This is a genomic window from Flintibacter sp., assembly GCF_046973065.1.
The window spans coordinates 111,377-134,006 of the sequence record NZ_JBKVXZ010000003.1; the positions used below are offsets into that span (position 1 = coordinate 111,377).

Here is a 22,630-nt window from a genome sequence, read left to right on the forward strand (position 1 = left end):
AAGAGAAAGGCGTTTGCAGCACCCACACGGTGATCCGCAGACTGGAGCAGAATGTATATGCCCACAATTGCACTGGAAAATGTAACGAAGTATTATCAGACAGGCAAGCATGGCTGGACTGAAAAACAGGTCGAGACTGGCGTAGAAGATGTGAGCCTTACGATTGAACAAGGCGATTTTGTATTTGTAATCGGCAGCAGCGGCGCAGGCAAGAGTACCCTGCTGGATTTGATTTCAGGACAGATGAGGCCGGATCGGGGCGTTGTCCGCCTAGAAGGCAGGGATTTGTCAAAGCTGATGCGCTGGAATTATACCCGGACCGCCATGCTGTTTGGAAAGGTCCCGCAGGAGCAATCCCTGATCCGGAAGATGACGGTGGAGGAGAATTTGATGCTTGCGGCCCGGGTCGGAAGAAAGCTGGAATCAGCGAGACAGCTGCAGGCGCGGATTGAAAAGGTCGTTGGGCTGGTAGGCATGGCCGGGACTGGGAAAAGATATCCTGCGGAGATGTCCATCGGTGAATGCCGCCGTGTGGAGCTGGCAAGAGCGCTGATCAACAGCCCGCCGATTTTAATCCTTGACGAGATTACGGCAAACCTGGATGATGACAACATTTGGGATATTTTTCATCTGCTGACGGAAATTAATCACAGGGGAACAACCGTAATCATGGCGACCCACGCCAGCAAATATGTCAATATTATGCGCCGCAGGGTGGTGACACTGGTGGACGGGCGGCTTTTCGGCGATGTGAGAAAGGGAAGATACGGTGATGTGGTGTAAAAAACGGGCGCGCCGCACAGCCGATTGATATAGATGAAAACAAGTGCAAGAAAGAAGAAGGAGTGGCAGTCATGCTCAAAAATATGAAAATTAAAAAGAGTTTGATTTTGGGATTCGGAATTACCATTGTTGTGTCACTGCTGATTATTATCAGCACGCTGGGGCTTCTGTTCAATCAGAAGAATGCCTATACAAGTGTTATTGAGACGGAGATGCGGGCCAATGAACTGATCACATCCATTCGGCTGGATGCCACTGGTGCGGCCAGATGCGTCCGCGATATGGCGCTGAATCCCGATGACCGCAGCGCCAATGCGGAATTGGAGAGCTACATCAACAGCGTTCTGACCGGCCTGGATGCGAAAATCCAGGAATTGCGGGAGATTTATCCTCTTGATGACCGCGATTTAGATACCCTGATTCAGGATCTTGAAGTGTGGGCTGAACAGGTCCCCGATATCATGAATGCGGTTGACAGCGGCCGGGGCGAGGAGGCTGTCAGGATGATTCTGAATTCCTGTTCTCCGCACTTGAACGAGCTGACCACGTATGCCGGTACGCTGGATGACTCTTTAAGCGAGGCGCAGCAAACGGCGATTGACCAGCAGGAGCGCTCCAGCAAGATCTCGATGCTCGTGATCATCGTAGTGATGGTGATCGCCACAGCGGTCGTCCTGATGATGGCCACAAAGCTGATTCGAAGCATTGTGGAGCCGACAGCTCAGGTACATAAGGCCCTGATGGGCTTCAGCGAGGGCAAGCTTGACATCCCGGTGGAGTTTGAGAGCAAAAATGAACTGGGTGATATGTGTCAGGCACTGCGGACCAGTCAGCAGGTTCTGGGCGGTGTGATCAGCGATGAATGCCGCTTGCTGGAGGAGATGGCGCATGGAAACTTTGACGTCCATACCAAGGACGAGAGTATGTATGTAGGCGCGCTCTATTCCGTTTTCCAGTCTATCAAGACCATCAATCACAATCTCAGCGATGCGCTGGTTCAGATCGACCTGAGCGCGGAGCAGGTGGCCGCTGGATCCGACCAGGTGTCTACCGGGGCCCAGGCACTGGCGCAAGGTTCAACAGAACAGGCCAGCGCCGTGGAAGAGCTGTCCGCTACTATCTCGGAGATTTCCACGGATTCTGAGAATAACGCCAAGAACAGCGAAAAGGCCATGGAGCACGCGAAAAGCGCGGGCAGCCAAGTCGAGGAAAGTGCAAAATACATGGAAGAAATGGTGGAGGCCATGGACGAGATTTCCGGAGCCTCCCAGGAGATCGGAAAGATTATCGCCACAATCGAGAATATTGCGTTCCAGACCAATATCCTTGCATTGAACGCTGCAGTGGAGGCCGCCCGGGCAGGCAGCGCCGGCAAGGGCTTTGCCGTGGTGGCAGACGAAGTGCGCAATTTGGCCACAAGGTCGGACCAGGCGGCCAAGGCGACCAAGGAGCTGATCGACCGGTCCATCACCTCTGTGCAGAGGGGAAGTGAGATCGTGAAGAAGGTGTCTGATTCTCTCGACAAAACGGTGGATGCTGCGGAAAATGTCATGGGTGTGATTCAGGATATTGCCAAGGCGGCCGAGGAGGAGGCCGAGGCGATTTCCCAGGTCAGAGAGGGCATTGACCAGATCTCTTCCGTGGTTCAGACGAACTCCGCCACCAGTGAGGAATCGGCGGCGGCCAGCGAGGAACTCTCCAGCCAGGCAGCCTTGATGAAAGAGCTGCTGGCAAAGTTCAAGCTGCGCAGTACGGATGATGTCTATAGTGCTGCAGGCAAGGCCGAATTTCGCGGCGAGGAGCCGGCTGAAGTCGGCGGAGCTGCCAGTGCGTTCAGCAAATACTGAGGCACCATTTTGATGACGGCGCATATGTGTTAAGCAGCAGCCTTTCTGCGAATATTCCCTGCGGTATGCTGGAAGGCGGCCTTGGTTCCGCCTTCCGGCATTTTCCTGTATCGGTCATTGATGAGTGGCCGCCTCAATCTGATCATGGAAAGAGGGGAATCTGTGATGGCAAAATGGAACATCGGAGCATTCCTGCGCACCTTGACAAAAGGCGCAGAGATGAAAAATTTTCCGCCTGTGGAACAGGCGGAAGAGGACAGAAGCGCCCTGGCCCAAGAGAGGTGCCCTGCTGCGGAAGATGCCGCTGCGCGTTCCGAACTGAAGGGAGCCTTGCTTGAAGTCTGGCGTCAGTGGGCCGGAAGGAATTTGCCTCCGGTGCTTTCCCTGACCACGGGAAAGCAAATGGAGGACCTGCATATGGACGCGCAGACGCTGGAAAAAGAGCGTGTGCGGTTAATGGTGATGCTGGAGAAGGACGCCCAAAAGCGCCTTGCAGTGATAGAAAAGGCGGAGAAAAACAAGGGCGGGTCCATAGATGCAGTATGCCGCGTCTATTTGTCCAGGGATAAGATGGCCGCATGGAGCTTTGTTTTCCCGCCGGTGGGGGAGGGGGAGCTGCACGGCGAGACCATTGGCAAGGCATTGGAGGAGAGCGGCGTCACCACGGGCATTGACCCGGCTTCCATGGTGTGCATTTTTCAGGAGCCGCAGTATTTTAAATTGGTGCCAATTGCCATTGGCACGCCCCCTGTGGAGGGCGTGAGCGGCAGCGTGACCGAACGTTATCCGCGGGAGATCGCTCATGAGGTCAAGCTGGATGAGAATGGCGTGGCGGACTACCGTGCATTGAATTATGTCCAAGTGGTGGAAAAAGACGCGGTTATCTGTGATATTACCCTGCCGCAGCCCGGGGAAGCCGGGGTGCGGGTAGACGGCAAGGTGGTGGAGCCAAAGCCAGTGAGAGCGGCGAGAGTTCCCGCCGGGAAGAACACCGCAGTGACGGAGGATGGTTTGCGGCTGATTGCCACACGGGACGGACACCTGACATTTGTGAATGAGACGTTCCAGGTCAGCCCTCTGCTGGAAATCCAGGGCGATGTGGATTATTCGACAGGGAACATTGACTTTTCCGGGGATGTCCACATCTGCGGGGATGTACGGGAAAACTTTACCGTCCACGCGCAGGGTACGGTGACTGTGGATGGGCTGGTGGAGGCGGCCACAGTGGAAGCGGGCGGCGACTTGGTCATTGCCCGCGGCGTAGTGGGGGACGGAAGGGCTTTACTGAAAAGCAATGGCTGCGTCCGTGTGCGCTATCTGGAAAACTGTGCCGTCTATGCAAAGGGGGACATCTATGCGGATTGCATCATAGCCTCCCGCATCTTCAGCGACAGCTCGATTGATGTGACCAGCGGAAGAGGCAGCATCATTGGCGGGGCGCTGACAGCCGCAGTCTCTATCAAGGCACACACGATTGGAGCACAGTCCGGAAGAAAGACGGAACTCACCCTGGGGATATTGCCCTATGTGCAAAACGAGCTGCGCGATATCAAAGAGGATTTGTACACAATCAACTCTGAAAAAAGCCGCTTGGATCAGGAACTCGCATATCTGGAACAAAAGCAGGGTATGGAAGGAATCAGTGAAAAACTGGCCAAAGCGCGTATGCGCTGGTCGGTGCTTAGAATCAAGGAGCAGCAGCTGGTAAAGCGGAGAGAGCGGCTGCAGCCAATGGCGCCGGACATCTCCAGATGCCGGATAGAAGGCGAGATCATTTATCCGGTCACCAGTCTGGAGGTGCAAACTGCCATCTGGACAGCCACAACCGTCCGAAGGAACTGCAAAGTGGTGTATGATGCCAAGATGGACGAATTGAGGGAGCTTCACTGAGGGGCTTATCAGATGGAGGGAGGAAATCTTGGAGGCGCTATGCGACTGCAACTGGGTCAATCAAATGGCCGGAACCCTGGTCTGCGAAATTATAGATTTGATGGCGGGAATTCAATTGCGGAACCATCCCGCTTGGGAAGAAGCCGCAAAGGAAAGAGATATAGATGCGATTTATGGCTTTGTGGAGGGAGACGTTCCAATGAAGCTGCGCTTTCTTGCAGAGCCCCGTATGCTCTCCCGCTTGGCCCGGAATATGCTTGGAAGCGAGCCGGAAAAGGGGGAGGCGCAAGAATACGCAATGGAATTTTTTAATATTCTGTGCGGCAGATTTATTTCTGAACTCTACAAGGCGACTGAGACAACCACGCGCTTTTTTCCGACGCGGTATGAGGCATTGCCGAACCCTACAGGGCTGGGCGGGGATACCTCGCTCAGTACCGTTTATTTTATCAGCGATGAAGAGGAATTGGCAGCATTTTCCTGGACGGCCGAAGTTGTGAATGATTTATTGAGGAGGAGCATGCATGTCCAAGTATAGGATCATGGTGGTTGACGATTCCCGCGTGATCTGCGCGGAGATGAAAAAAATGCTTGAGGGCAGTGACATCGAAATCATCGGCTACTGCCGGAGCGGCGAAGAGGCACTGGAGCAGTATGGTACGATGAAGCCGGATCTGGTGACATTGGATATTGTCATGCCGGGAATGGATGGCCTAGAAACCTGTAAAAAGCTGCGGGAGCATTACCCGGAGGCCAATATCTTCATGGTATCCTCCATGGCGTATGACGATATGATCGACCGTGCCGCCGCATTGGGTGCGAAGGGCTTTTTGTTTAAGCCCTTCACCAGGGAAACACTGCTGGAGGGCTTGAAGGGAGCATTCAAAGCCATTCATATGTAAAAGGAGCGCTGCCTGTATGACGGAATATAAAGCGCAGGATACCGATATTGTGTTCGCTCTGGACATTGGCACACGCAGCGTCGTGGGCATTGTGGGGACGCCTGTGGGAGACCGGCTCAAGGTTTTGGGTATCGAAATGGAAGAGCATAAAAACCGTGCCATGATGGATGGACAGATTGACAATATCCAGCAGGTGGCGGATTTGGCACGCATCGTGACGGAACGGCTGGAAAGACAGCTGAAGGTCCATCTGGAAAAGGTCTGTGTGGCAGCAGCTGGACGTGCGCTGCGGACTCAAAGCGGAACCTTCGCACTGGAATTGTCGGACGGCCAGCCTATTGCTGCGGAACAGATCAGCCAGCTGGAAACCGGCGCGGTCTCTGCGGCGGAGGCGGCACTGCAGATGGATGAGGAGAATCGCCGCCAGTTTTTTTTGGTGGGCTATACGGTTGCGCAATACCGTCTGGACCGATATCCCTTATCCACCCTGCTGGGGCATGGCGGCAAGACGATGGAGGCAGATGTGGTGGCAACCTTTTTGCCCGGCGAGGTGGTGGAAAGCCTGTATGCCGCCATGCATTTGGCCGGACTGCAGGTGGCCAGCATGACACTGGAGCCTATTGCCGCAATGAATGCCGCAATCCCGGCGGAGCTGCGTCTTTTAAATCTGGCGCTGGTGGATATCGGCGCCGGCACCACGGATATCGCGGTTTGCCGGGACGGGAGCGTGGTTGGCTATACCATGGTGACGCTGGCGGGAGATGAGATCACGGAGGCGCTGATGCGGGCGTTTCTGGTGGACTTTCGGACGGCGGAGGCAATCAAACGCGACTTGTGGAACGGGGCGGATCTCCACTACACCGATATCCTGGGGGTGGAGAACACCACCTCTTATGCGGCCGTTTATGAGGTGATTCAGGAGCCTATGAGGCGTCTCGCAGAGGCGATTGCCGCACAGGTAAGCAGCGTGAACGGCGGAGCGCCCTCGGCGGTGTTCCTGGCCGGCGGCGGGAGCAGGCTGCGGGAGCTGCGGGAGGAGGTGGCACAGTGCCTGGGAATGGAGGAGAGACGCGTATCCATGGCGGGCAATCATTACGCTAAGAGCGCCTTTTCTGAAGAGCTTGACCTGGAGCGTCCGGAATACGCCACACCGCTTGGCATTGCCATCTCCGCCGGGCTTGGCCTGCTAAACGACAGCTATTTGGTGATGCTCAACGGGCAACCGGCAAAGCTGTTTCGCAGCGGGACGCTCACGCTGCGGGACATTCTGCTGATGAATGGCTATACGTATGAGGAGATCCTTGGAAAATCAGGGAAGAGCCTCTCTGTCACGCTGGACGGCAGACGTGTGGTTCTGCGGGGAGAGCCGGCGGCGCCGGCTGTTCTGCGACTCAACGGAGAGGACGCGCCGGTCAGCGCGATGGTTCACGCAGGGGACCAGATCAGCTTTATTCCGGCGCGCTCTGGCGCGGATGCCGCCAGGACGCTTGCGGAGCTGCTGGGAAGGCCCGTCCGTGCGCTGGTGAACAACCGGGAAGCGCCAGCGGACACGCAGCTGAAGCAAGGGGATGTGATCCTGACACTGGAATCCCCCGCCTCCGTGGCGGAGGCTGCGGCAGAGCCGGCGGCGCCGTATGTAAGTCTGAGGACCCTGGATATTGTGCTGAATGAAAAGCCGCTTCATCTGGACGGAAAAGAGGACGGAGCCCCCTATTATCTCATGGATCTGCTGAAATTTTCCGGCCTGGATTTCGACCATTTGGAGCAACCGGTCCGCCTAGAGGTGAACGGCGCAGAGTGCGGCTTCCGGCAGGTCCTCAAGGACGGAGATTCCGTCACCATCGCCTGCGTATGATACAGGAGCGCGGAGTGTGTGGGCGGAAGCTATCAACATGGAGGATGAGAACAGTTGAAACAAAAGAGAGCGGTCCTTGCCGCCGCAGGGATTGTGGCAGCCGTGGGCGTGGCATTTTTTTGGATGCGGGGGGACAGCTCTGCGGATGGGGAGCGGAGCATCGACCCGCCTGAGGAATACCGGATCGGCGGAGTGGACGTGATAGCGCTGCCGGTGATGTCGGACGGCGTTGCCGTCTATCAGGAGGAGCCTGCAAATACCGGCACAGAAGCTGACACAGACACCGGCACAAAGGATGGTGCAGCGCCGGAGGTGAAAAACACCGCCGACGCCGTTGCCTACCGTTATGAGGGCCTGTCCGGCGCCGGGACGCTGGTTTCGGCGTACACGGCAGTGCTGACATCGCCGGATCTGGGCTTTGACATCGTGGACGAAGCGTTGTGCAGGGCTGACGCCCCGGACTTCAGCGCTGAATCAGGAGATGTGAATCTGGCGCATCGGGGGGCAGAGGCGGGTAAGGTTATGCGTCTCCAACTGACCTGGGCGGCGGGGACCTGCACCGTTGTTACAGACGCCCCTGAGGGGGAGATCACAGACCCGCCTGCGCCGGAGGGAATGACCATGGAGGAGGCGCTGGACTATGTCCGGGGGCTGCCGCCCGCCCTGCTTGGGCTGGAGGGGAGCTCCATGGAGGATTACCGGATTTATGCACTGGACGGCATGGCGCTGATCGATGGCATTCCCTGCATTCCGGTGGGGGTGTACCGGACAGCGGAGAATACCGATACAAACGTGGTGGAGGGCAGCTTTTTCCTGGCCTCTGACCAGAGCTGTATTTACAGGCTGGATACAGACACCGGCACCGTGGAAGAGGTGGCCGGATAAGCCGGAATCAGCCGCAGGGAACCGGGAAGGCCTGTGAGGCGGAAGGCACCGCGGCTGTTCAGGGCTGCCTGGGCGAAAACCGGCGTCAGCACGCCCTCCAGCACACTGGTCATGGAGCGGACGGACAGGGCTTCCCGCTCAGGGGAGAGGGCCCGCACCGTGGCCGGGTCCACCTGGATGATCCGCAGGCCAAACTCCTGCCCTAGGGAGATGATTTGTTTGACCGCAATGGCAAGCCGCGCCGCGGCATCCAGGGGCTGGAAGCGGATCAGGGCGCTGAACCGCCCCGCGATCTCCCGAAGGACCCCCTGACGCACCATGGCCTGCCGGGCCTCTTCATTTTCCTGAAACAGCCGCTCCGCCAGCTCCGCTGGTGTGGCGGCCTTTTTTTCGGGTTGAGGAGCGTCCCCGCCCCGGCAGGAAAAGCCCAGGGGGCGCGCGCCAGAGGGGGAGAGGTCCGCGTTCGTTGTGAAGACAAAGACACAGCGCCGGAAGTCCAGCTCCCGATCCCCCGACTCATCTGCCCGGTGGGCGGTGCAGCGCCCCTCGTCCAGGATGGACATAAAGACCTTGAGAACCTCCGGGTGGGCTTTTTCCAGCTCGTCGAACATGAATACTGTCCGGGGATTCCGGCGCACCGCCTCCAGGATGGGCTGGTCCTCATAGCCCACATAGCCCGGCGGCGCGCCTGTCAGGCGGTGGACGGAGTGGGGCTGGGTGAAGGTATTCAGCTCTGTCCAGACGGATTGATAGCGCTCTCCCCGGCAGCGTTCCAAGGCCGGGGCCAGGGCTTTGCCCAGCTCCGACTTGCCCACCCCTGTGGGGCCGTAAAACACCAGGGAAAGGGGCCGGGCGGGCTTCCGTTTTTCCAGATGGCTGTACAGCCGAAAAGCGGCGGCCTCCACAGCCTGGTCCTGGCCCAGCACGCTTTGGCTCAGGTCCCTGATAAGGCGCAGGCACGGCTCCGGCCAGTTCTGCGCCGCCGCGGCCGCCGCGGTGGGACGGCCCAGCTCCCACCGCAGCGAGGACAGCCGTTCCGCCAGGGTTTCGTAGCTCTGGAAGCGCCAGAGATTCCGGCGGAAGAGGGCGGCCAGAACCCGGCTGGCCCCATGATAGTCCACGGCGGGCCGCCAGTACAGCAAATAACTGCCGTCCCGCTGGCGGGAAAAGCCCAGCAGCGCCCGCTCCGGGACACAGCCATCCGGCATGAGGCAGCCGGGGAATTCATAGCTGTGTTCCTGCCGGGCGCACAGGTCAATGCACTGCCGCAGGGCGTTGTAGCCTGCTTGGGAGGCGGTGCAGAATTGAGAAAATGCAGCGGACATACAGTCCTCCTTCCGCCGGGGGAGCCGGCATGTGTCAGTATTCCCGGAAACCGGAGAGGGCAAACCTGCCGGAGCACACAGCAAAAAAAATTTGGAAAACCACTTAATTTTTCCAAAAAACAGCCGATAGGTATCATGTAGCGGTTCCAGAGAAGCCGCACGTCCGTCTCCCCACGGCTGTGGAGGGAGGGGCGCGGGGGCCGACTGGCCATGACCGGCCGGCGTGGCGCGAAAGGTCCCCCCAACAACCGACGGACCGGACAAAAGGAGTTGTCCGGATCATCAAAAAGGAGTTTATCATATGCGTATTCAGCACAATATCATGGCGATGAACGCCTACCGCAACTACAACAACAACACCTCCGCCCTCAGCAAGAACCTGGAGAAGCTCAGCTCCGGCTACAAGATCAACCGTGCCGGCGACGACGCCGCGGGTCTTGCCATTTCCGAGAAGATGCGGGCCCAGATCACCGGCCTGGAGGCCGCCCAGAAGAACGTGAAGGACGGCGTCTCCCTGGTGAAGACCGCCGAGGGCGCTATGCAGGAAATCCAGGACATGCTCAACCGCATGGACTATCTGGCCACCCAGTCCGCCAACGGCACCTATGACGAAGAGGTGGACCGCGCCAACCTGCAAAAAGAGGTCGATGCCCTTAAGACTGAGATCAACCGCATCGCGGACTCCGCTAACTTCAACGGCACCAAGCTGCTGGATGGCTCCCTGTCTGCCAGCGGTGCTTCCGGTGCCGCCGGTGTGCCTTCCATCTCCGGCCTGGAGCTGACCGAAAACGCAGCAGTAGCCGACAAGGGAACCCTCGCGACACTGACCGCGAATACAACGGCTTTTAAAGAGGGCGACGAGTTAAACTTCACCATCCATTATACGGATGCCAACGGCAAAAAGCAGTCCGTCACCCTCTCGGCTGTCTATTCTGAAAAGGATCCTGCCGAGACCAAGGGCGCGCTGTATGACAAGGACGGTAATAAGCTGGCGTCTTTAGCCGGTACCAAAGGCGTGGCTTCGGCTACAGAGCTGGGAACCGCCTTTGAAAAGCTGGCAAAGGATGCTCTTGGTGATTCCTTTAAGGTCACAAACACCAGCGGCGCATTGTCTTTTGAGTCCAAGGTAAAAGGCGCCAACATGAAGGTCGACAGTGCGATTATCGATTGGGGCGCCGCCGGTGCAAATCAGGATGATGCTCTGATTAAAGTAACGCACAATACTGCGGGAGCTGACGCCTATCAGTCTATCAACTTCAAAAACGGATACACTGTGGGCGATGTATTTACGATTGGCGGCAAGAAGTTTGCTTTTGCGGCGGACCAGGATGCCGCTGTGGCTCTTGGCAAAGACGTCAATGTAATCGTGGTAGACAAAACCACTGGCGGTATTGATGCTACTGATAAAGAGGTGGCCAAGATGGCTGACCTTATCGAGCAGAAGACTGGTTACAAGCCCACCGTCAATGCAGATAACCTCACCTTGGAGTTCAAAGCCTCTCAGGGAGCTGTTGCTGGCGGCAAGGGCGGTCTGACTCTGCAGATTGGCGACTCTGCCGACCAGTTCAACCAGATGATGGTCTCTGTGGGTGATATGCACACCAAGGCCCTGGGCATCGACACCCTGGACATCAGCGAGCAGGATGGCGCTGCCGCCGCTATCGAGACCATCCGGGATGCTATCAATACTGTGTCCTCTGTCCGCGGTGACTTGGGCGCTGTCCAGAACCGTCTGGAGCACACCCAGAAGAACCTCTCTGTGATGACGGAGAACATCACCGACGCTGAGTCCGCCATCCGCGACACGGACGTGGCCGAGGAGATGATGTCCTACACCAAGAACAACATCCTGATCCAGTCCGCGCAGGCCATGCTGGCTCAGGCCAACCAGGTGCCGCAGGGCGTGCTGCAGCTGCTGCAGTAACACGGGCACGGCGGTCGGCTGTATCATACGGGACCGGCGACACGAGGGGGCGGTTTTCCGTCCCCTCTTTTCCTGTCCGCACGGTCCGTGGAGAGCCGGAAGAAAGCCCTCTCTGTTCTCCGGCTGTTCCACAGGGAGCGTGGGCGTCTGGCATGGGAACCGGAGGACGCCGCGGCGGCGCCTGCCGCCGCAGGAAGGCGGAATTTACACCGGCCTGCCGGTGGAGCAGGCACATGGCCGCGTTATAGAAACAGAAGAGCTGCATATGGCTGAAGAGAATAAAAGAAAAAAGTCATGGGTCATCCCATGACTTTTCTTGTCTGTCCACGGTGTTTCTGTTCAGGCGTAGACGTCAATATATTGTCCCATGGACGGCGCGGCCGGCAGCATTTCCAGCAGTTCCTGAGCGGCCAGCTCCTGGGTGTCCATCACCTTTTTCGTCACCGCCATGGAGTATTCCACGGAAAACCGCGCGGCGCTCATATCCATGGCTGCGCCCGCAATGGATTCTAACATGCAAACACGCTCCTTCACAAAAATATGGACCGTCTCTTTCAGGGGGAAGACGGCGGGGGGCCGCTTAACAGGTCAAGCAGGGCGGCGGGGTCGGCCTCCTCCCTGGCGGAATCCTGGTTGACAGCGGCGGCGGCAATCAGTTCACTGCGCAAAATGGGGACTTCCACCGGCGCGGAAATGGCCAGCCGCACACGGCCGCCCTCCACCGAAATGACGGAGATGGAGATGTCGGAGCCGATCATCACGGATTCGCCGGGTTTGCGCTGCAGGATCAGCATGTGGCCCCCTCCTCCCCGCGGCCGAAGTCCGCCAGGGGATGCCGCATATCATAGGCTTCTGTCTCCATAATGATCTGCCGGGCCTCATTGGTCCCGGGATTGATGACCACAGGACATTTCAAGTTGACTGTGCTGGCTGCCACCGGATTTTTCACCGCGCACAGCACATAAAAGCACAGGGCGCCCGTGTCCTCCACAGCAAAAAGCTCCAGCTCCGTCTTTCGCAGAACGGGCGTATAGTCCGGACACAGGGAGAAGGGATCCAGCAGGATAAAGGCCAGTGCGGGCGTGGCAATGCTTTGCAGGCACAGCATACTGTGCCCACTGCCCTCAAAGGGGAGCAGCAGAAAATCGTGCTCATCGTCAAAGCCGAACATTCCTGCCGGAAACCGGATACGCTCTGCCGGCTCATAGTCGATCTCGCCGAAATATTTGGTCTGTAATTTCAATGAGGTGACTCCCCCTTACGCCTGTACATCGATGGGCTCATGGTCGGGATCGGCGGAAGGCGGCACATACAGCGGCCCGCCAATGTATTTGATAATCACATCCGGCTGCTGCTTGACAGAGATTTCAATGTCCCCGGGAATAAATTTGAACTGCGTCTGGTTCACCCGCCAGTCAAAGTTCAGCTTATCCATCTCAAAGCGGATGTTGACCTCGCCCGGGTCCCAGTCCAGCTCCGGTCCCACCGATGGGAGGAACTGAATCCCAATATTGGTTTTCACGTCCTTCGCCGCAGTGTCCGCCGCAAACTGTGTCACCAGTTCTTCGCCAATCTGAGTCTTCAGCAGAAGCTCGCCCTGCTGGGCATAGGTGGCGGTGGCCTGATAGGCCGCCTGCCGGCCCTTCTCCGCGCTTTGCTGGATAGACCGGACCGCAGTGGGAACAACTGAATTGCGGGATTCAAATGTGTCAATATTCAGACGAATAGGGCGGCTTTTGATGCTCAGGCCGCCATTGTCCCTGGAAATTTCCAATTCCGCCGTACCCCGCGTGTATTCCAGCTTCGCGTGGGATACCTTCATCTCAATTTCAATCGGTACATTCGTAATTTCAATGAGCGGTCCCATAGCAGTGCCTCAGCTCCTTTTTCTTAAATGACACTTCTCTTTGGATCAGGCGTTGATATAATCCATCAGGCTTTGGGAAAGGATGCTGTTTCCCACCTTCAAAGCTGTGTTATAGCAGTATTTCGCCCAGGAAAGCTGTGAAATTGCCTCCGCCGGGTCCACATCCTCAATCCCCAGGAACTGCTGCTCCAGTGTATGTGCCATGTTTTCCAACTGGGTCTGATTGCTCTTGAGAAAGTCGGCCTGGGTGTCCAGCTCGATATGCTTATCCTGCAGCAAGGCGGCGGACGCTTCAAACTTATCCGCCAGACGCTGAAATTCATCCCGCTCCCCTTCGGCAAAGGCGCCGGTGGTTGCGTCGCAGTTCAGAAGAATCTGGCCCATTCGGGAGATGATGGAGACGATATTCTTGGGGTCGCCATCCGCGTCAACGCCATAGCCCAGGAAATTGATGCCCTGCAAGGCCACATTGAACACGCTGGAGCCGATCACTTCGCCTGTCTTGCCGTCCTCCTGCAGGCCCAGGCCCAGATCTGCATACTTGACCTCGCTCTTGGAGAGATAGTCCAGAGAGGCCAGATCTTTCTCCGCCTGCTCATAATCGGCCTTGGAGATGGTCTTAGAATTGTCCAGTACCAGATAATAGCGTTCCGTTGTGCTGATATTTCCATCCGCATCCACAAGCTGTCCGGCGCCCGTAGTGTCTCGCAGCACCGTGGGGGCATTTCCGGCCTTGACCGCCGCCTCATAATCGTCCACACTGATGGTTTTTACCCCGCCGGAGAGAAGATAGTTGGTCCCGGCAGGGTCGTACTGCCCCTGATCGTTCAGGGTAAGGGGAGCGCCGTTGCTCATGGCTATATCCGGCACTGCCGCGTCTACGGGGATTCCACGGTAGCAAAGGGTGCCGTCCTCTCCCCAGGTGAAAGGAACCTTCAGCCCATCCGCGCCGGCGAAAATAAAATTGTCACCGTAACGGCCATTCATGGTCTGCACAATGCCCTTTGCCAGCTCCGTCAGGGACTGCCCCAGGGAATTGCGGCCGGAGGCGGTGGGGTCATTGATGCTATGGAGGATGTCCTGATAGGCAGAGGAGGTCTTTTGGTTGTTGACATCATCCACCACGCTGCCAAGGGCGCTCCAGGCCTGCTCGTATTTGCGGGTCACAGATTCACTCACGGAGTATTGGCTGTTGACACGCTGAAAAGAGCGGCGCATCTGGAAGCAACGCGCGGCTGTGGCGGGATCTGCTGCGTAAGTGTCAAAATTCCGCCCCGTCAGAACGGTGTTCATAGCTTTGTTCAGCGTATAGGAAGACCGCTGCAGATTATAGCGATAACTCTTTAATACGCCGTTGGTAGTGGATCGAATCATCATGGTCAGGTAGCCTCCTTATCAGGTCGTAATGCCAGTACCGTTGATGAGCTTGTCAAGCAAGGAGTCCAGAGTGGTCATCAGGCGGCAGGCGGCGTTGTAGGATTTTGAATACTGCATCAGATTCATTGCCTCGTCATTCAAATCCACGCCGGAGACAGAGTCTCTGCTGGTGTCCAGAGTGACGGAGGCGGCATAATAGTTGTCCAGAAGCGTGCTGGTTCCCTTCATATCATGGCCAAGGACAGAGCCGATGTTGTCCCACATCTCCCCGAAGGTTCCGTTAAACAGGGGAATATCGCTGCTGTCGGGCGCCACCGCACTGGGGAGGTAATCCATCTTGGTGGTAAACAGAGCAACCATGTGCAGGATATTCGTGCTGTCAGTGGTGGCAATATCTTGATTGCTGGGGCGCACAAAGGAAGAGATGATCTGCTCACCGCTGGCCCACGTGGCAGAGACGGAGATGTTCGAAGCAGTAATACCTTCGGCATTATCTGTATCTCCGCGAACACTGAACATATTGAAGCCCACCTTATTGCCGTTGGCCTCCAAATATGCCAGTTGGTCATCCGTCAGCTTGATATCTGTGGTCAGAATGGTCCCATCCAGAATCAGCGGTTTTCCATCCTTGTCGATGTATTCGCCCTTTTCATTCCGCATGAATCCCTGGTTGGCTGCGTTAAAGGCGCTTGCAAGCTGGACTGCCAGGGAATCCAGGACTTTTTGATAGTAGGGAATTCCACGCTTGCCGGCAGCGTTTTCATCAATCTTTGCAATGGTATCTGCGGTGGAATACTCCCCAGCTTCCGTCAGCAACTCCCGCTCAGACTGGAGGGCGCCGTAAAGGTCATTGTCATCCAGCGCCACGGCCGCAGAGGGTGTTTTGGTATAAACCTGTTTATAGTATTGATTTCCAGACTTTGTAAAAACCGTAATGGTTGTGACATTCGTATCCGGGTCGGTCACGGTTGTAGCCTTGCCGCCGCTGGCGTTGTAATCAGCCTCCGTAATTGTCTCCAGGCGACCTTTTTCCATGGTATACAGGAGCCGGCCATTGGAGTCCCGCAGTTCAGAGACGGTCAGATCAAAGTTGGGGCTGTCAATGAGCTGCGCCAAGTTGGCATTGTTGGTCCCGCTCCCGTCCGGCTTCAGGTATTGGAAGTTATCCACCCCATTCGGAGGCTTGGTGGGATCAAAGTTGGGATTTGGCTGGGGGACCTGAGTCATGGAAAACTGGGCGGCGTAGGTGCCGTCAACCAGCAGTGTGGAGTCCGTTGTCACATCAGCGTCAGGGTTGGCGTTTCCCAAACGGATTGTCAGCTTTTCAACGGTCTGGCCCGCACCGATATCCTCTTCGGTGTAAATCACGTCAATTTTCATGTATTCGGAGAGCTGGTCGATCAGCAAATTGCGCTCGTCCCGAAGCTCCAAGGCGTTGTCGCCGTGAATCTCGCTCTTGCGGATAGAGGCGTTCAGATCCCGAATATTCGACAGAATATTGTTGACGGTTTCTACATCCTGCTTGTAGCCGGCCAATGTGTTGTTGTACAGTTCACTGAGCCTGTTGGCGTAGGAATTGATTTGCTTGGCCAGCGCATCCGCGGCGGCACGAACTTGAGTATCATATACATCGTGCCCAGTCTGATCCGTCAACTGCTGAAGGGCGTCGTACATCTTGTCCAGCTGTGCGCTGATGATGCCAAAGCCATCTTCACCGTCACTCACCTCGTCCAGAATTGCCTGAATTCCCTCCAGACCGCCCAGCTTTGCATCCATGGCTCCCACGTTGGACATCTGGCTGCGGTAACGGATGTCCAGATAGGGATCCCGCAGCTGGGACACACCGGTACACAGCACGCCATTTCCTGTGCGGGCGCCAAAAGAGGAATAATACCGGTCAGCACCACCTGCATAGAAACTGCTCTGTTCCAGACGCTGGCGGGTGTATCCATAGGTATTGATATTTGCGATATTATTTCCGGTGACACTCAGTCCTGCCTGAGACGCATAGATTGCCAGTCGGGCCTGGGTATAAGAGCCAAATGTACCAATCGAACTCATCGTAAAACTCCTCAAAAACTGATCCGCCGCAGCGGAGACTATCGGTTATACCCGGAAATCTGCCTTTGCAGATGGGGAGGACGGGGTCTGCGTCACATGCCCGGGATTTCCGGCGGGGTCGGCGTTCAGGACTGCAAGGACCCGGTCCACCTCGCGGAGGTTGTGCTCCAGAATGCCGCGGGCCGTTTGCGCGCCATCGTGGTAAGTCCGATACTGCTCCATCAGTTCGGCGGCTGTTTGGCGCACCGCTTCCTCCATTTCGGGCGGGAAATGAGCAGGCAGCTGGGCGAGCGGGACCTCGGACAAATCCAACTCCCGGAGAAGGTTCAGCCGCTTTTGCTCCAAACCGCGAAATGCCAGAGCCAATGCCTGTTCTTCGTTCAAAATTTCATCCAGCGCTTCCAGGTCATCCATTTGGGCAACCTCAATTTTGCGATGCACCAATTTCGTGAGCTGACTCAGATTGCTGAGTATAGACTGCAGAAGCTCCAAATAGGAACGGAAAAGATGTTCCATCAGTTAGTCTCCCATCAAAAAGAGTATTTTGCCGGCAATGGCCACTGGGTCCGGAGTATAGTTACCAGAGGACACTGCCTGACGAAGAGCATGGATATCGCCGGTTGTTGTGGCAGTCCGCACCTCGCAAGAGAGACGGCTGACCAGGCTCTTAAAGGTGTCCTCCCCGTTCACAGAGACGGAAAATGACACAGAATCATGGCTGCGGTCCATATGAGGCCTGGATGCGGATCCCTGCCTGACACCGGGATAATATGTTCTTGGGGAACTGATAGGGGGGATGCCACCAGAAGAAGTCAGCACGATATCTCACACCTTTCCGTTCATTTCCATGCGATATGTAGTTGCCTAAATAAAATCATTCACTATTTATATCGTCATCATTACTGGAAAGATAAGGACGCAGGAAAAATTTTATTGAGACAAACAGACGGAATTTGCAGGAATTACAGTCCTGCAAATTCCGTCTGTGGCTTCATGAAGAACCTGCGCATCAACGCAGCAATTTCAAATGGCGGATCAGAACACCGGCGATATTTTCACAGGATGCCTGGACGCAGACGGCTCCAATCTCATGGGCAACTGCCGGCATTCCATAAACAACGCTGGACTCTTTGTCCTGTCCAATGGTATAGGCCCCCTTTTTCCGCATGGCCAACAGACCAGCGGCTCCGTCCTGCCCCATTCCGGTCATGATAATACCCACCATTCGGCACTGGACTGCTTCCGACATGGACTGAAAAAGCGCATCTACAGAGGGGCGATGGCCGCTCACTTTTTCACCTGGCATACAGGACAGAGTATACTTGCTGCCAATACGGACCACACGCGTCTGCAAATCAGCGGGTGCAACCAAAGCGAGTCCGCGATGAAGCTCATCACCATTCCGGGCCTCCCGCACTTCCATGCGGCAAAGCCGGTTCAACCGGTCAGCATACATTTTGGTAAAGCCGGGCGGCATATGCTGCACAATGACCATGCCCGGAATGTCTGCCGGCAGCCGCTTCATGACTTCCAGAGTCGCCTCTGTTCCGCCGGTGGACGCACCCAAACCTATCAGAACCTGGTTCAGTGCGGGCGCCTGGCCCAGAGGAAGAGGGGCGGCAGAGAGGTGTGGGGCCTGCGTTGGGGAAGTTCCCGCCGTTGCTGGGGTGGACCGAACCTTGGCGGCAGATGCGATCAGGACTTTTTGCGTCAGTGTGGTGACAAAGGCATCCATGTTGTCCTGAGAGGCAGGCTTGCGAACAAAGTCCACCGCGCCGGCGTCTAAAGCGTCGAACACTTTTAAATTCAGCGACGAGACAAGAATCACGGGAATTGGATGCTGGGGGAGGTACTCCTTTAGAAAGTCAATTCCGCTCTTGCCGGGCATCTCCACATCCATAGTAATGACATCGGGATTCAACTTGGGAATTTTCACCTTTGCATCCAACGTGTTGATAGCATAGCCGATGACCTCAATACTTGGGTGTGCAGACAGCCCCCTGATAATCATACTGCGGGCCACCATCGAGTCATCTACCACCATAACATGAACTTTTTTGCTGGTCATAGCCGAGATGTTGGACCTCCTTCAGTTATTTCTGAAATGTCGCTGTGGTCAATCTATGATAGGGAGAGTTTTGGCTCAGGTTTTCTGAATAGCTGATCAGCAGATAGCCCCCAGGAACCGTTGCGTCGTAAAAACGTCCCACAAGAGCGTCCTTGGTGGATTGATCAAAATAGATCATGACGTTTCTGCAGAATATGACATCGAACTTGCGGCGGAAATTGATGGGGTTCATCAAATTGAAGGTTTGAAAAAGCACATTATTCCGGACGGATGGAACTACTGTATAGGTGCCGTCCGGATTCTTTGTGAAATATTTGCGCTTCCAGTCTGCGGGCATCGTTTCGGGAAGCTCATAAATACCCTTTTTGGCAGATGCCAAGGCATTGGCTGAGATATCCGTGGCAAGGATGCGGGTATCCCACTGCCGGGCCTGCGCCCCCAAATAATCAAAGAGATACATGGTGATGTTATAGGGCTCTTCTCCGCTTGAGCAGCCAGCGCTCCAGATTGATAAGACTTTGTCCCGCTGATGGCGGCGGATCAGATCAGGGATAATTCTCTGCCGAAAATATTCCAGATGCTCCTGTTCTCGCATAAAAAACGTATAGTTGGTTGTCAGCTTATTCAGGATCATCGTGATTTCATCAGCGTCCTTCTTTTCCAGCAGGTGTGCCACGAAATCAGAAAAGCTGGAATAGCCCATCTTTCGGATGCTTGGGGACAGGCGGCCAGTAATCAGCTGACGCTTGCGGGATAAATCAATCCCATAGTTGGACTTGACAAAAGTCACCATGCGCTGAAAGTCCACGTCAGAAATCAGCATGGGGGAAAAAGAATTCCCTGCATGAACAGCGTTTTCCTCAATACTCATGACTCAGCAAACGTTCGCAATCCAAAACCAGCATAGTACCAGAGCCATCCGGAATGGTACACATACCGGAAACCAGCTGTTGAGAACTCTGAGAAGGTACAGGCAGGATGTCATCACTGGGAATTTCAATCATCTGGTCGACGGCATCCACCAGAATTCCAATCTGGGTATTGTCGAAGTTGAGCACGACTAACAAATCATCGGTCTCATTCGCCGCCTTGCCCAGCCGCAGCCGGATATCCAATACCGGGATAATCTGTCCCCGCATATTGAAGATGCCGCGTATGTAGTCCGGCATCATCGGAAGATAGGTGGCGGAATGATTGTTGAGAATTTCCACCACATACTTCACATCGACTCCGAGCCGTAGGTTATCAATCACGAAAATGAGATATTTTTGACAACTGCTCTCATCTTCTGAAGAAAGGATCTGATCTTCTTCCGCATCAAGCAGGCCAGGCTCCTTCACTGCGTTCAATTCCATTCACTCCTTTGTAATGGCTATGCGCTCTGCGCAGCGGTATACAGGTTGCCGGCATCCAGAATAATGCTGATATTGCCATCGCCCAGAATGCTGCAGCCCATAATTCCGTAATTTTTCACATTGAAATTGTTGATGTAGGACGGGAGGGGCTTTACAACAATCTGCTGCTCGCCTAAAAGCTCATCCACAAACAGGCAATAAGAAAGATCCCCGGACTCTAGCCAAAGGAGGATGCCTTCATCGATCACGTCCGTGCCGCTGGGGAGACGGTAAAAGTCTTTGGCCCGGATGACAGGATAGTACCGGTCCGTCAGCTTGATCATTTCACCATCTACGGAATCGCGCAGAATATCGCTTTTAGACACCTTGAAGCTCTGGCGGATGTTGTTGATGGGGATGGTAAAAATGGAATCCCCCACAGATACCTCCATGCCGTCCATGATTGCCATGGTCAAGGGAATGCGGATGGTGGTAGTCATTCCTTTACCAAGTTCACTTGTGATCGTGACATTACCGCCCAGTTCCTCCACGCTCTTCTTTACCACATCCATTCCCACGCCGCGCCCGGAGTATTCTGTGACCTCCGTGTTGGTCGAAAAGCCCGGCATCAGCAAAAAGTTCAGAATGTCCCGGTGGGAATATTCTGCATCCGGTGCGGCGATGCCGTTTTTGACGGCCTTTTTCAATACGCTCTCGTCATTGACACCCTGGCCATCGTCTTTGATCACGATGATGACCTCGCTGCCGGTGTCCTGTGCAGAGAGGACGATCTCTCCCACCGGGTCCTTTCCGGCGGCAATGCGCTCTTCCTCGGTTGCCTCAATGCCGTGGTCCATGGCGTTGCGGATCATGTGCATAATGGGGTCGCCAATGCTGTCTACAATGGTTTTGTCTACCTCCGTGTCCTCGCCGACAAGCGTCAACTTAGCACGCTTATTAAGCTTTTTACTCATATCACGGACAATTCGGTTCATCTTTTGGAAGGTATTGGACATGGGAATCATCCGCAGGGACATGGAGATATCCTGCAATTCATCCGTCAGCTTGCGGAGCTGGCGTGCGTTTTTGGAGAAAATATCAAGGTGCAGCCCCTTCAGGTCGGGGGAAGCGGTCACCATGGACTCTGTAATGACGATCTCTCCAACAATGGCAGACAGCTGATCCAACTTGCTGAGATTGACGCTGATCAGGCTCTCCTTCTGATGCGCGGGAGCGATACCTGCTGCGGCACCTGGGGCGGGGAGTGGGACAGATGCTTTCGGCGATTGCGCTGGGGCAGAACTGGACTCTGGCGCGGGGAGGGAAGCCGGCACCGGCGCAGGATGGTAATCGTGAGGCTGGTAGGAGCGCACCGAACCCGCCGTGCGCACAACGGGAATGGCCTTCTCCCGATCCTCTGCGTGTTTGAACATCAGGAGGAAGCCGTCCTTGATCACCTGTTCCGCGGTGGAGGCGTCATTTTCCACTGCCGCGGGTTCAAAAAGAAAATCCGCCTCTGCACAGAAGTCCTGGATGGACACCACCAACATGTAGGCCCGCAGATTCTCCATGCCGCATCCCTCGTCAAAAAAGACATGCAGCTCATAGGGAAAATCGGGATTGCCACCGGTTTTTACGAAGGCGGACGATTCCGAAGATGAAGCAGCAGGTGCCGGAGTGGGAGCGGAAGCCGCAGCTTCTGAAGGCGCTTCCCCTTTAATTTTGGAAATCAGGCTATTAACATTTTCAAGAAAGGTGTCGATATTTTTATCAAGGGGTTGGCCAGCCTCTACTTTTTCCATCTCCGAGCGGAAGTAGTCAATGGATTGAAACATCAGATCAAAGAGACGGGGCCTGTGTTCCACAGAGACAACCGACATAGTATTTTCACGGATAATAAAGAACAGATCCTCGATTCGATGGGAAACGGTTGCCAATGAGTCGTACTCCATCATGGCGGAAGAGCCTTTGATGGTATGCATAATGCGGAAAATCTCATTAACATCGTCCTGTGAAAATGTATCGGCTTTTTCGGCCTCCAAGACAATGGTTTCCAATTGCTCCAGGAGCGTGTTGGTCTCATAAATATACATATCAAGGATTTCGTTTCCACTACTGCCCATAGCAGCACCACCTTTTGCCTTTTTTATATTTATCGGCGCGGTCAGGTCAAAAGATAAGAACTGCCCGAAGTTTTTTCTGCGAGGTGACATCAATATGCCGGATATTTTAGGCGCGACCAACCCAGTCCCGGGCTATGATAAGGCAGCGGTCAACCGGAATCTTCCCGTATCGCCAGAGAATACGCAGATTCAAAATATTCCGGACCCGACCAGGGTCAGCCGGACAGACGGACGCACGGAGCGTCAGGACAGCACGCTGCAGGGGGACGGACGCATCCGGTATGATTCCAATTTTCAGACATTTTTACAGCGGCTGCAAGAGACGCCGGGAATGTCAGAAAGTCTGTCCAGGATTTTTGGGTGGGACCGGACAGAGGTCAGTTCTGGAA

General features: G+C 55.5%; 20 protein-coding genes. 8 read left to right on the plus strand and 12 right to left on the minus strand.

What is annotated here, in order from left to right; all coding sequences use genetic code 11:
* The first annotated feature begins 57 nt into the window (after positions 1–57).
* The 7 genes from ACLTXB_RS02275 (at position 58) to ACLTXB_RS02305 (ending at position 8,162) form a co-directional block, all read left to right on the plus strand.
* Entirely contained in the window at positions 58–783 is a 726-nt protein-coding gene (locus tag ACLTXB_RS02275) for a cell division ATP-binding protein FtsE (RefSeq protein ID WP_317336099.1), read from the plus strand.
* A gap of 71 nt (positions 784–854) precedes the next feature.
* Positions 855–2,630, plus strand: coding sequence for a methyl-accepting chemotaxis protein (locus ACLTXB_RS02280; RefSeq protein WP_412260107.1), 1,776 nt, complete (start codon positions 855–857; stop codon positions 2,628–2,630).
* Positions 2,631–3,047: 417 nt separating this feature from the next.
* The gene (locus tag ACLTXB_RS02285) at positions 3,048–4,520 is read left to right on the plus strand and encodes a FapA family protein (RefSeq protein WP_337601158.1); all 1,473 of its coding nucleotides are present in this window, start codon (positions 3,048–3,050) and stop codon (positions 4,518–4,520) included.
* Positions 4,521–4,548: 28 nt separating this feature from the next.
* Positions 4,549–5,058 carry a hypothetical protein gene (locus tag ACLTXB_RS02290; protein WP_412260111.1) on the plus strand — a complete coding sequence of 170 codons (510 nt, stop codon included), beginning with the start codon at positions 4,549–4,551 and terminating at the stop codon, positions 5,056–5,058.
* Positions 5,045–5,422, plus strand: a complete 378-nt coding sequence (locus tag ACLTXB_RS02295; protein ID WP_317336092.1) for a response regulator transcription factor — start codon at positions 5,045–5,047, stop codon at positions 5,420–5,422. Before ACLTXB_RS02290 ends, ACLTXB_RS02295 begins: the two co-directional genes overlap by 14 nt.
* 16 nt (positions 5,423–5,438) lie before the next feature.
* Positions 5,439–7,277 (plus strand): cell division protein FtsA, encoded by a 1,839-nt coding sequence (locus ACLTXB_RS02300; RefSeq protein WP_317336090.1) that lies wholly within the window; start codon positions 5,439–5,441, stop codon positions 7,275–7,277.
* A gap of 54 nt (positions 7,278–7,331) precedes the next feature.
* Positions 7,332–8,162 carry a hypothetical protein gene (locus tag ACLTXB_RS02305; RefSeq protein ID WP_412260115.1) on the plus strand — a complete coding sequence of 277 codons (831 nt, stop codon included), beginning with the start codon at positions 7,332–7,334 and terminating at the stop codon, positions 8,160–8,162.
* Here ACLTXB_RS02305 and ACLTXB_RS02310 read toward each other — a convergent pair.
* Positions 8,114–9,487, minus strand: a complete 1,374-nt coding sequence (locus ACLTXB_RS02310) for an AAA family ATPase (protein WP_412260118.1) — start codon at positions 9,485–9,487, stop codon at positions 8,114–8,116. The two genes, ACLTXB_RS02305 and ACLTXB_RS02310, sit on opposite strands and share 49 nt — an antisense overlap.
* Before the next feature lie 301 nt (positions 9,488–9,788).
* Here ACLTXB_RS02310 and ACLTXB_RS02315 point away from each other — a divergent pair, with 301 nt between their 5' ends.
* The gene (locus tag ACLTXB_RS02315) at positions 9,789–11,411 is read left to right on the plus strand and encodes a flagellin (protein ID WP_412260121.1); all 1,623 of its coding nucleotides are present in this window, start codon (positions 9,789–9,791) and stop codon (positions 11,409–11,411) included.
* Positions 11,412–11,750: 339 nt separating this feature from the next.
* On the opposite strand, the gene ACLTXB_RS02320 is transcribed toward ACLTXB_RS02315, so the two are convergent.
* The 11 genes from ACLTXB_RS02320 to ACLTXB_RS02370 all read right to left on the minus strand — a co-directional run bounded on the left by ACLTXB_RS02320 (position 11,751) and on the right by ACLTXB_RS02370 (position 22,361).
* The gene (locus tag ACLTXB_RS02320) at positions 11,751–11,927 is read right to left on the minus strand and encodes a YjfB family protein (protein ID WP_187029517.1); all 177 of its coding nucleotides are present in this window, start codon (positions 11,925–11,927) and stop codon (positions 11,751–11,753) included.
* A gap of 38 nt (positions 11,928–11,965) precedes the next feature.
* Positions 11,966–12,205 (minus strand): carbon storage regulator, encoded by a 240-nt coding sequence (locus ACLTXB_RS02325; protein WP_317336084.1) that lies wholly within the window; start codon positions 12,203–12,205, stop codon positions 11,966–11,968.
* Positions 12,199–12,654 carry a flagellar assembly protein FliW gene (fliW, locus tag ACLTXB_RS02330; RefSeq protein WP_412260126.1) on the minus strand — a complete coding sequence of 152 codons (456 nt, stop codon included), beginning with the start codon at positions 12,652–12,654 and terminating at the stop codon, positions 12,199–12,201. Before fliW ends, ACLTXB_RS02325 begins: the two co-directional genes overlap by 7 nt.
* 15 nt (positions 12,655–12,669) lie before the next feature.
* Complete coding sequence (locus ACLTXB_RS02335) at positions 12,670–13,278, minus strand: DUF6470 family protein (protein ID WP_317336081.1); 609 nt, start codon at positions 13,276–13,278, stop codon at positions 12,670–12,672.
* Positions 13,279–13,323: 45 nt separating this feature from the next.
* Positions 13,324–14,655 carry a hypothetical protein gene (locus tag ACLTXB_RS02340; RefSeq protein ID WP_337547692.1) on the minus strand — a complete coding sequence of 444 codons (1,332 nt, stop codon included), beginning with the start codon at positions 14,653–14,655 and terminating at the stop codon, positions 13,324–13,326.
* An 18-nt stretch (positions 14,656–14,673) separates the two neighbouring features.
* Complete coding sequence (locus tag ACLTXB_RS02345) at positions 14,674–16,716, minus strand: flagellar hook-associated protein FlgK (RefSeq protein ID WP_412260131.1); 2,043 nt, start codon at positions 16,714–16,716, stop codon at positions 14,674–14,676.
* A gap of 45 nt (positions 16,717–16,761) precedes the next feature.
* A complete protein-coding gene (gene flgN, locus ACLTXB_RS02350; RefSeq protein WP_317336076.1) occupies positions 16,762–17,232 on the minus strand; it encodes a flagellar export chaperone FlgN in 471 nt (156 codons plus the stop codon).
* Positions 17,233–17,725: 493 nt separating this feature from the next.
* Positions 17,726–18,784 (minus strand): protein-glutamate methylesterase/protein-glutamine glutaminase, encoded by a 1,059-nt coding sequence (locus ACLTXB_RS02355; RefSeq protein WP_412260134.1) that lies wholly within the window; start codon positions 18,782–18,784, stop codon positions 17,726–17,728.
* 25 nt (positions 18,785–18,809) lie between these two features.
* Positions 18,810–19,607, minus strand: a complete 798-nt coding sequence (locus ACLTXB_RS02360) for a CheR family methyltransferase (protein ID WP_317336526.1) — start codon at positions 19,605–19,607, stop codon at positions 18,810–18,812.
* Positions 19,608–19,644: 37 nt separating this feature from the next.
* Positions 19,645–20,124, minus strand: a complete 480-nt coding sequence (locus ACLTXB_RS02365; RefSeq protein WP_410764033.1) for a chemotaxis protein CheW — start codon at positions 20,122–20,124, stop codon at positions 19,645–19,647.
* A gap of 32 nt (positions 20,125–20,156) precedes the next feature.
* The gene (locus ACLTXB_RS02370; protein ID WP_428226085.1) at positions 20,157–22,361 is read right to left on the minus strand and encodes a chemotaxis protein CheA; all 2,205 of its coding nucleotides are present in this window, start codon (positions 22,359–22,361) and stop codon (positions 20,157–20,159) included.
* Between the last annotated feature and the right edge of the window lie 269 nt (positions 22,362–22,630).

Excerpts from the sequence above, each read along its gene's own strand:
- ACLTXB_RS02280 (WP_412260107.1), top strand. The coding sequence starts at position 855 with ATGCTCAAAAATATGAAAATTAAAAAGAGTTTGATTTTGGGATTCGGA.
- ACLTXB_RS02315 (WP_412260121.1), top strand. The coding sequence starts at position 9,789 with ATGCGTATTCAGCACAATATCATGGCGATGAACGCCTACCGCAACTAC.
- ACLTXB_RS02345 (WP_412260131.1), bottom strand. The coding sequence starts at position 16,716 with ATGAGTTCGATTGGTACATTTGGCTCTTATACCCAGGCCCGACTGGCA.
- ACLTXB_RS02320 (WP_187029517.1), bottom strand. The coding sequence starts at position 11,927 with ATGTTAGAATCCATTGCGGGCGCAGCCATGGATATGAGCGCCGCGCGG.
- flgN (WP_317336076.1), bottom strand. The coding sequence starts at position 17,232 with ATGGAACATCTTTTCCGTTCCTATTTGGAGCTTCTGCAGTCTATACTC.
- ACLTXB_RS02300 (WP_317336090.1), top strand. The coding sequence starts at position 5,439 with ATGACGGAATATAAAGCGCAGGATACCGATATTGTGTTCGCTCTGGAC.
- ACLTXB_RS02325 (WP_317336084.1), bottom strand. The coding sequence starts at position 12,205 with ATGCTGATCCTGCAGCGCAAACCCGGCGAATCCGTGATGATCGGCTCC.
- ACLTXB_RS02310 (WP_412260118.1), bottom strand. The coding sequence starts at position 9,487 with ATGTCCGCTGCATTTTCTCAATTCTGCACCGCCTCCCAAGCAGGCTAC.
- ACLTXB_RS02295 (WP_317336092.1), top strand. The coding sequence starts at position 5,045 with ATGTCCAAGTATAGGATCATGGTGGTTGACGATTCCCGCGTGATCTGC.
- ACLTXB_RS02335 (WP_317336081.1), bottom strand. The coding sequence starts at position 13,278 with ATGGGACCGCTCATTGAAATTACGAATGTACCGATTGAAATTGAGATG.
- ACLTXB_RS02355 (WP_412260134.1), bottom strand. The coding sequence starts at position 18,784 with ATGACCAGCAAAAAAGTTCATGTTATGGTGGTAGATGACTCGATGGTG.
- ACLTXB_RS02360 (WP_317336526.1), bottom strand. The coding sequence starts at position 19,607 with ATGCTGATTTCTGACGTGGACTTTCAGCGCATGGTGACTTTTGTCAAG.
- ACLTXB_RS02340 (WP_337547692.1), bottom strand. The coding sequence starts at position 14,655 with ATGATGATTCGATCCACTACCAACGGCGTATTAAAGAGTTATCGCTAT.
- ACLTXB_RS02275 (WP_317336099.1), top strand. The coding sequence starts at position 58 with ATGCCCACAATTGCACTGGAAAATGTAACGAAGTATTATCAGACAGGC.
- ACLTXB_RS02285 (WP_337601158.1), top strand. The coding sequence starts at position 3,048 with ATGGACGCGCAGACGCTGGAAAAAGAGCGTGTGCGGTTAATGGTGATG.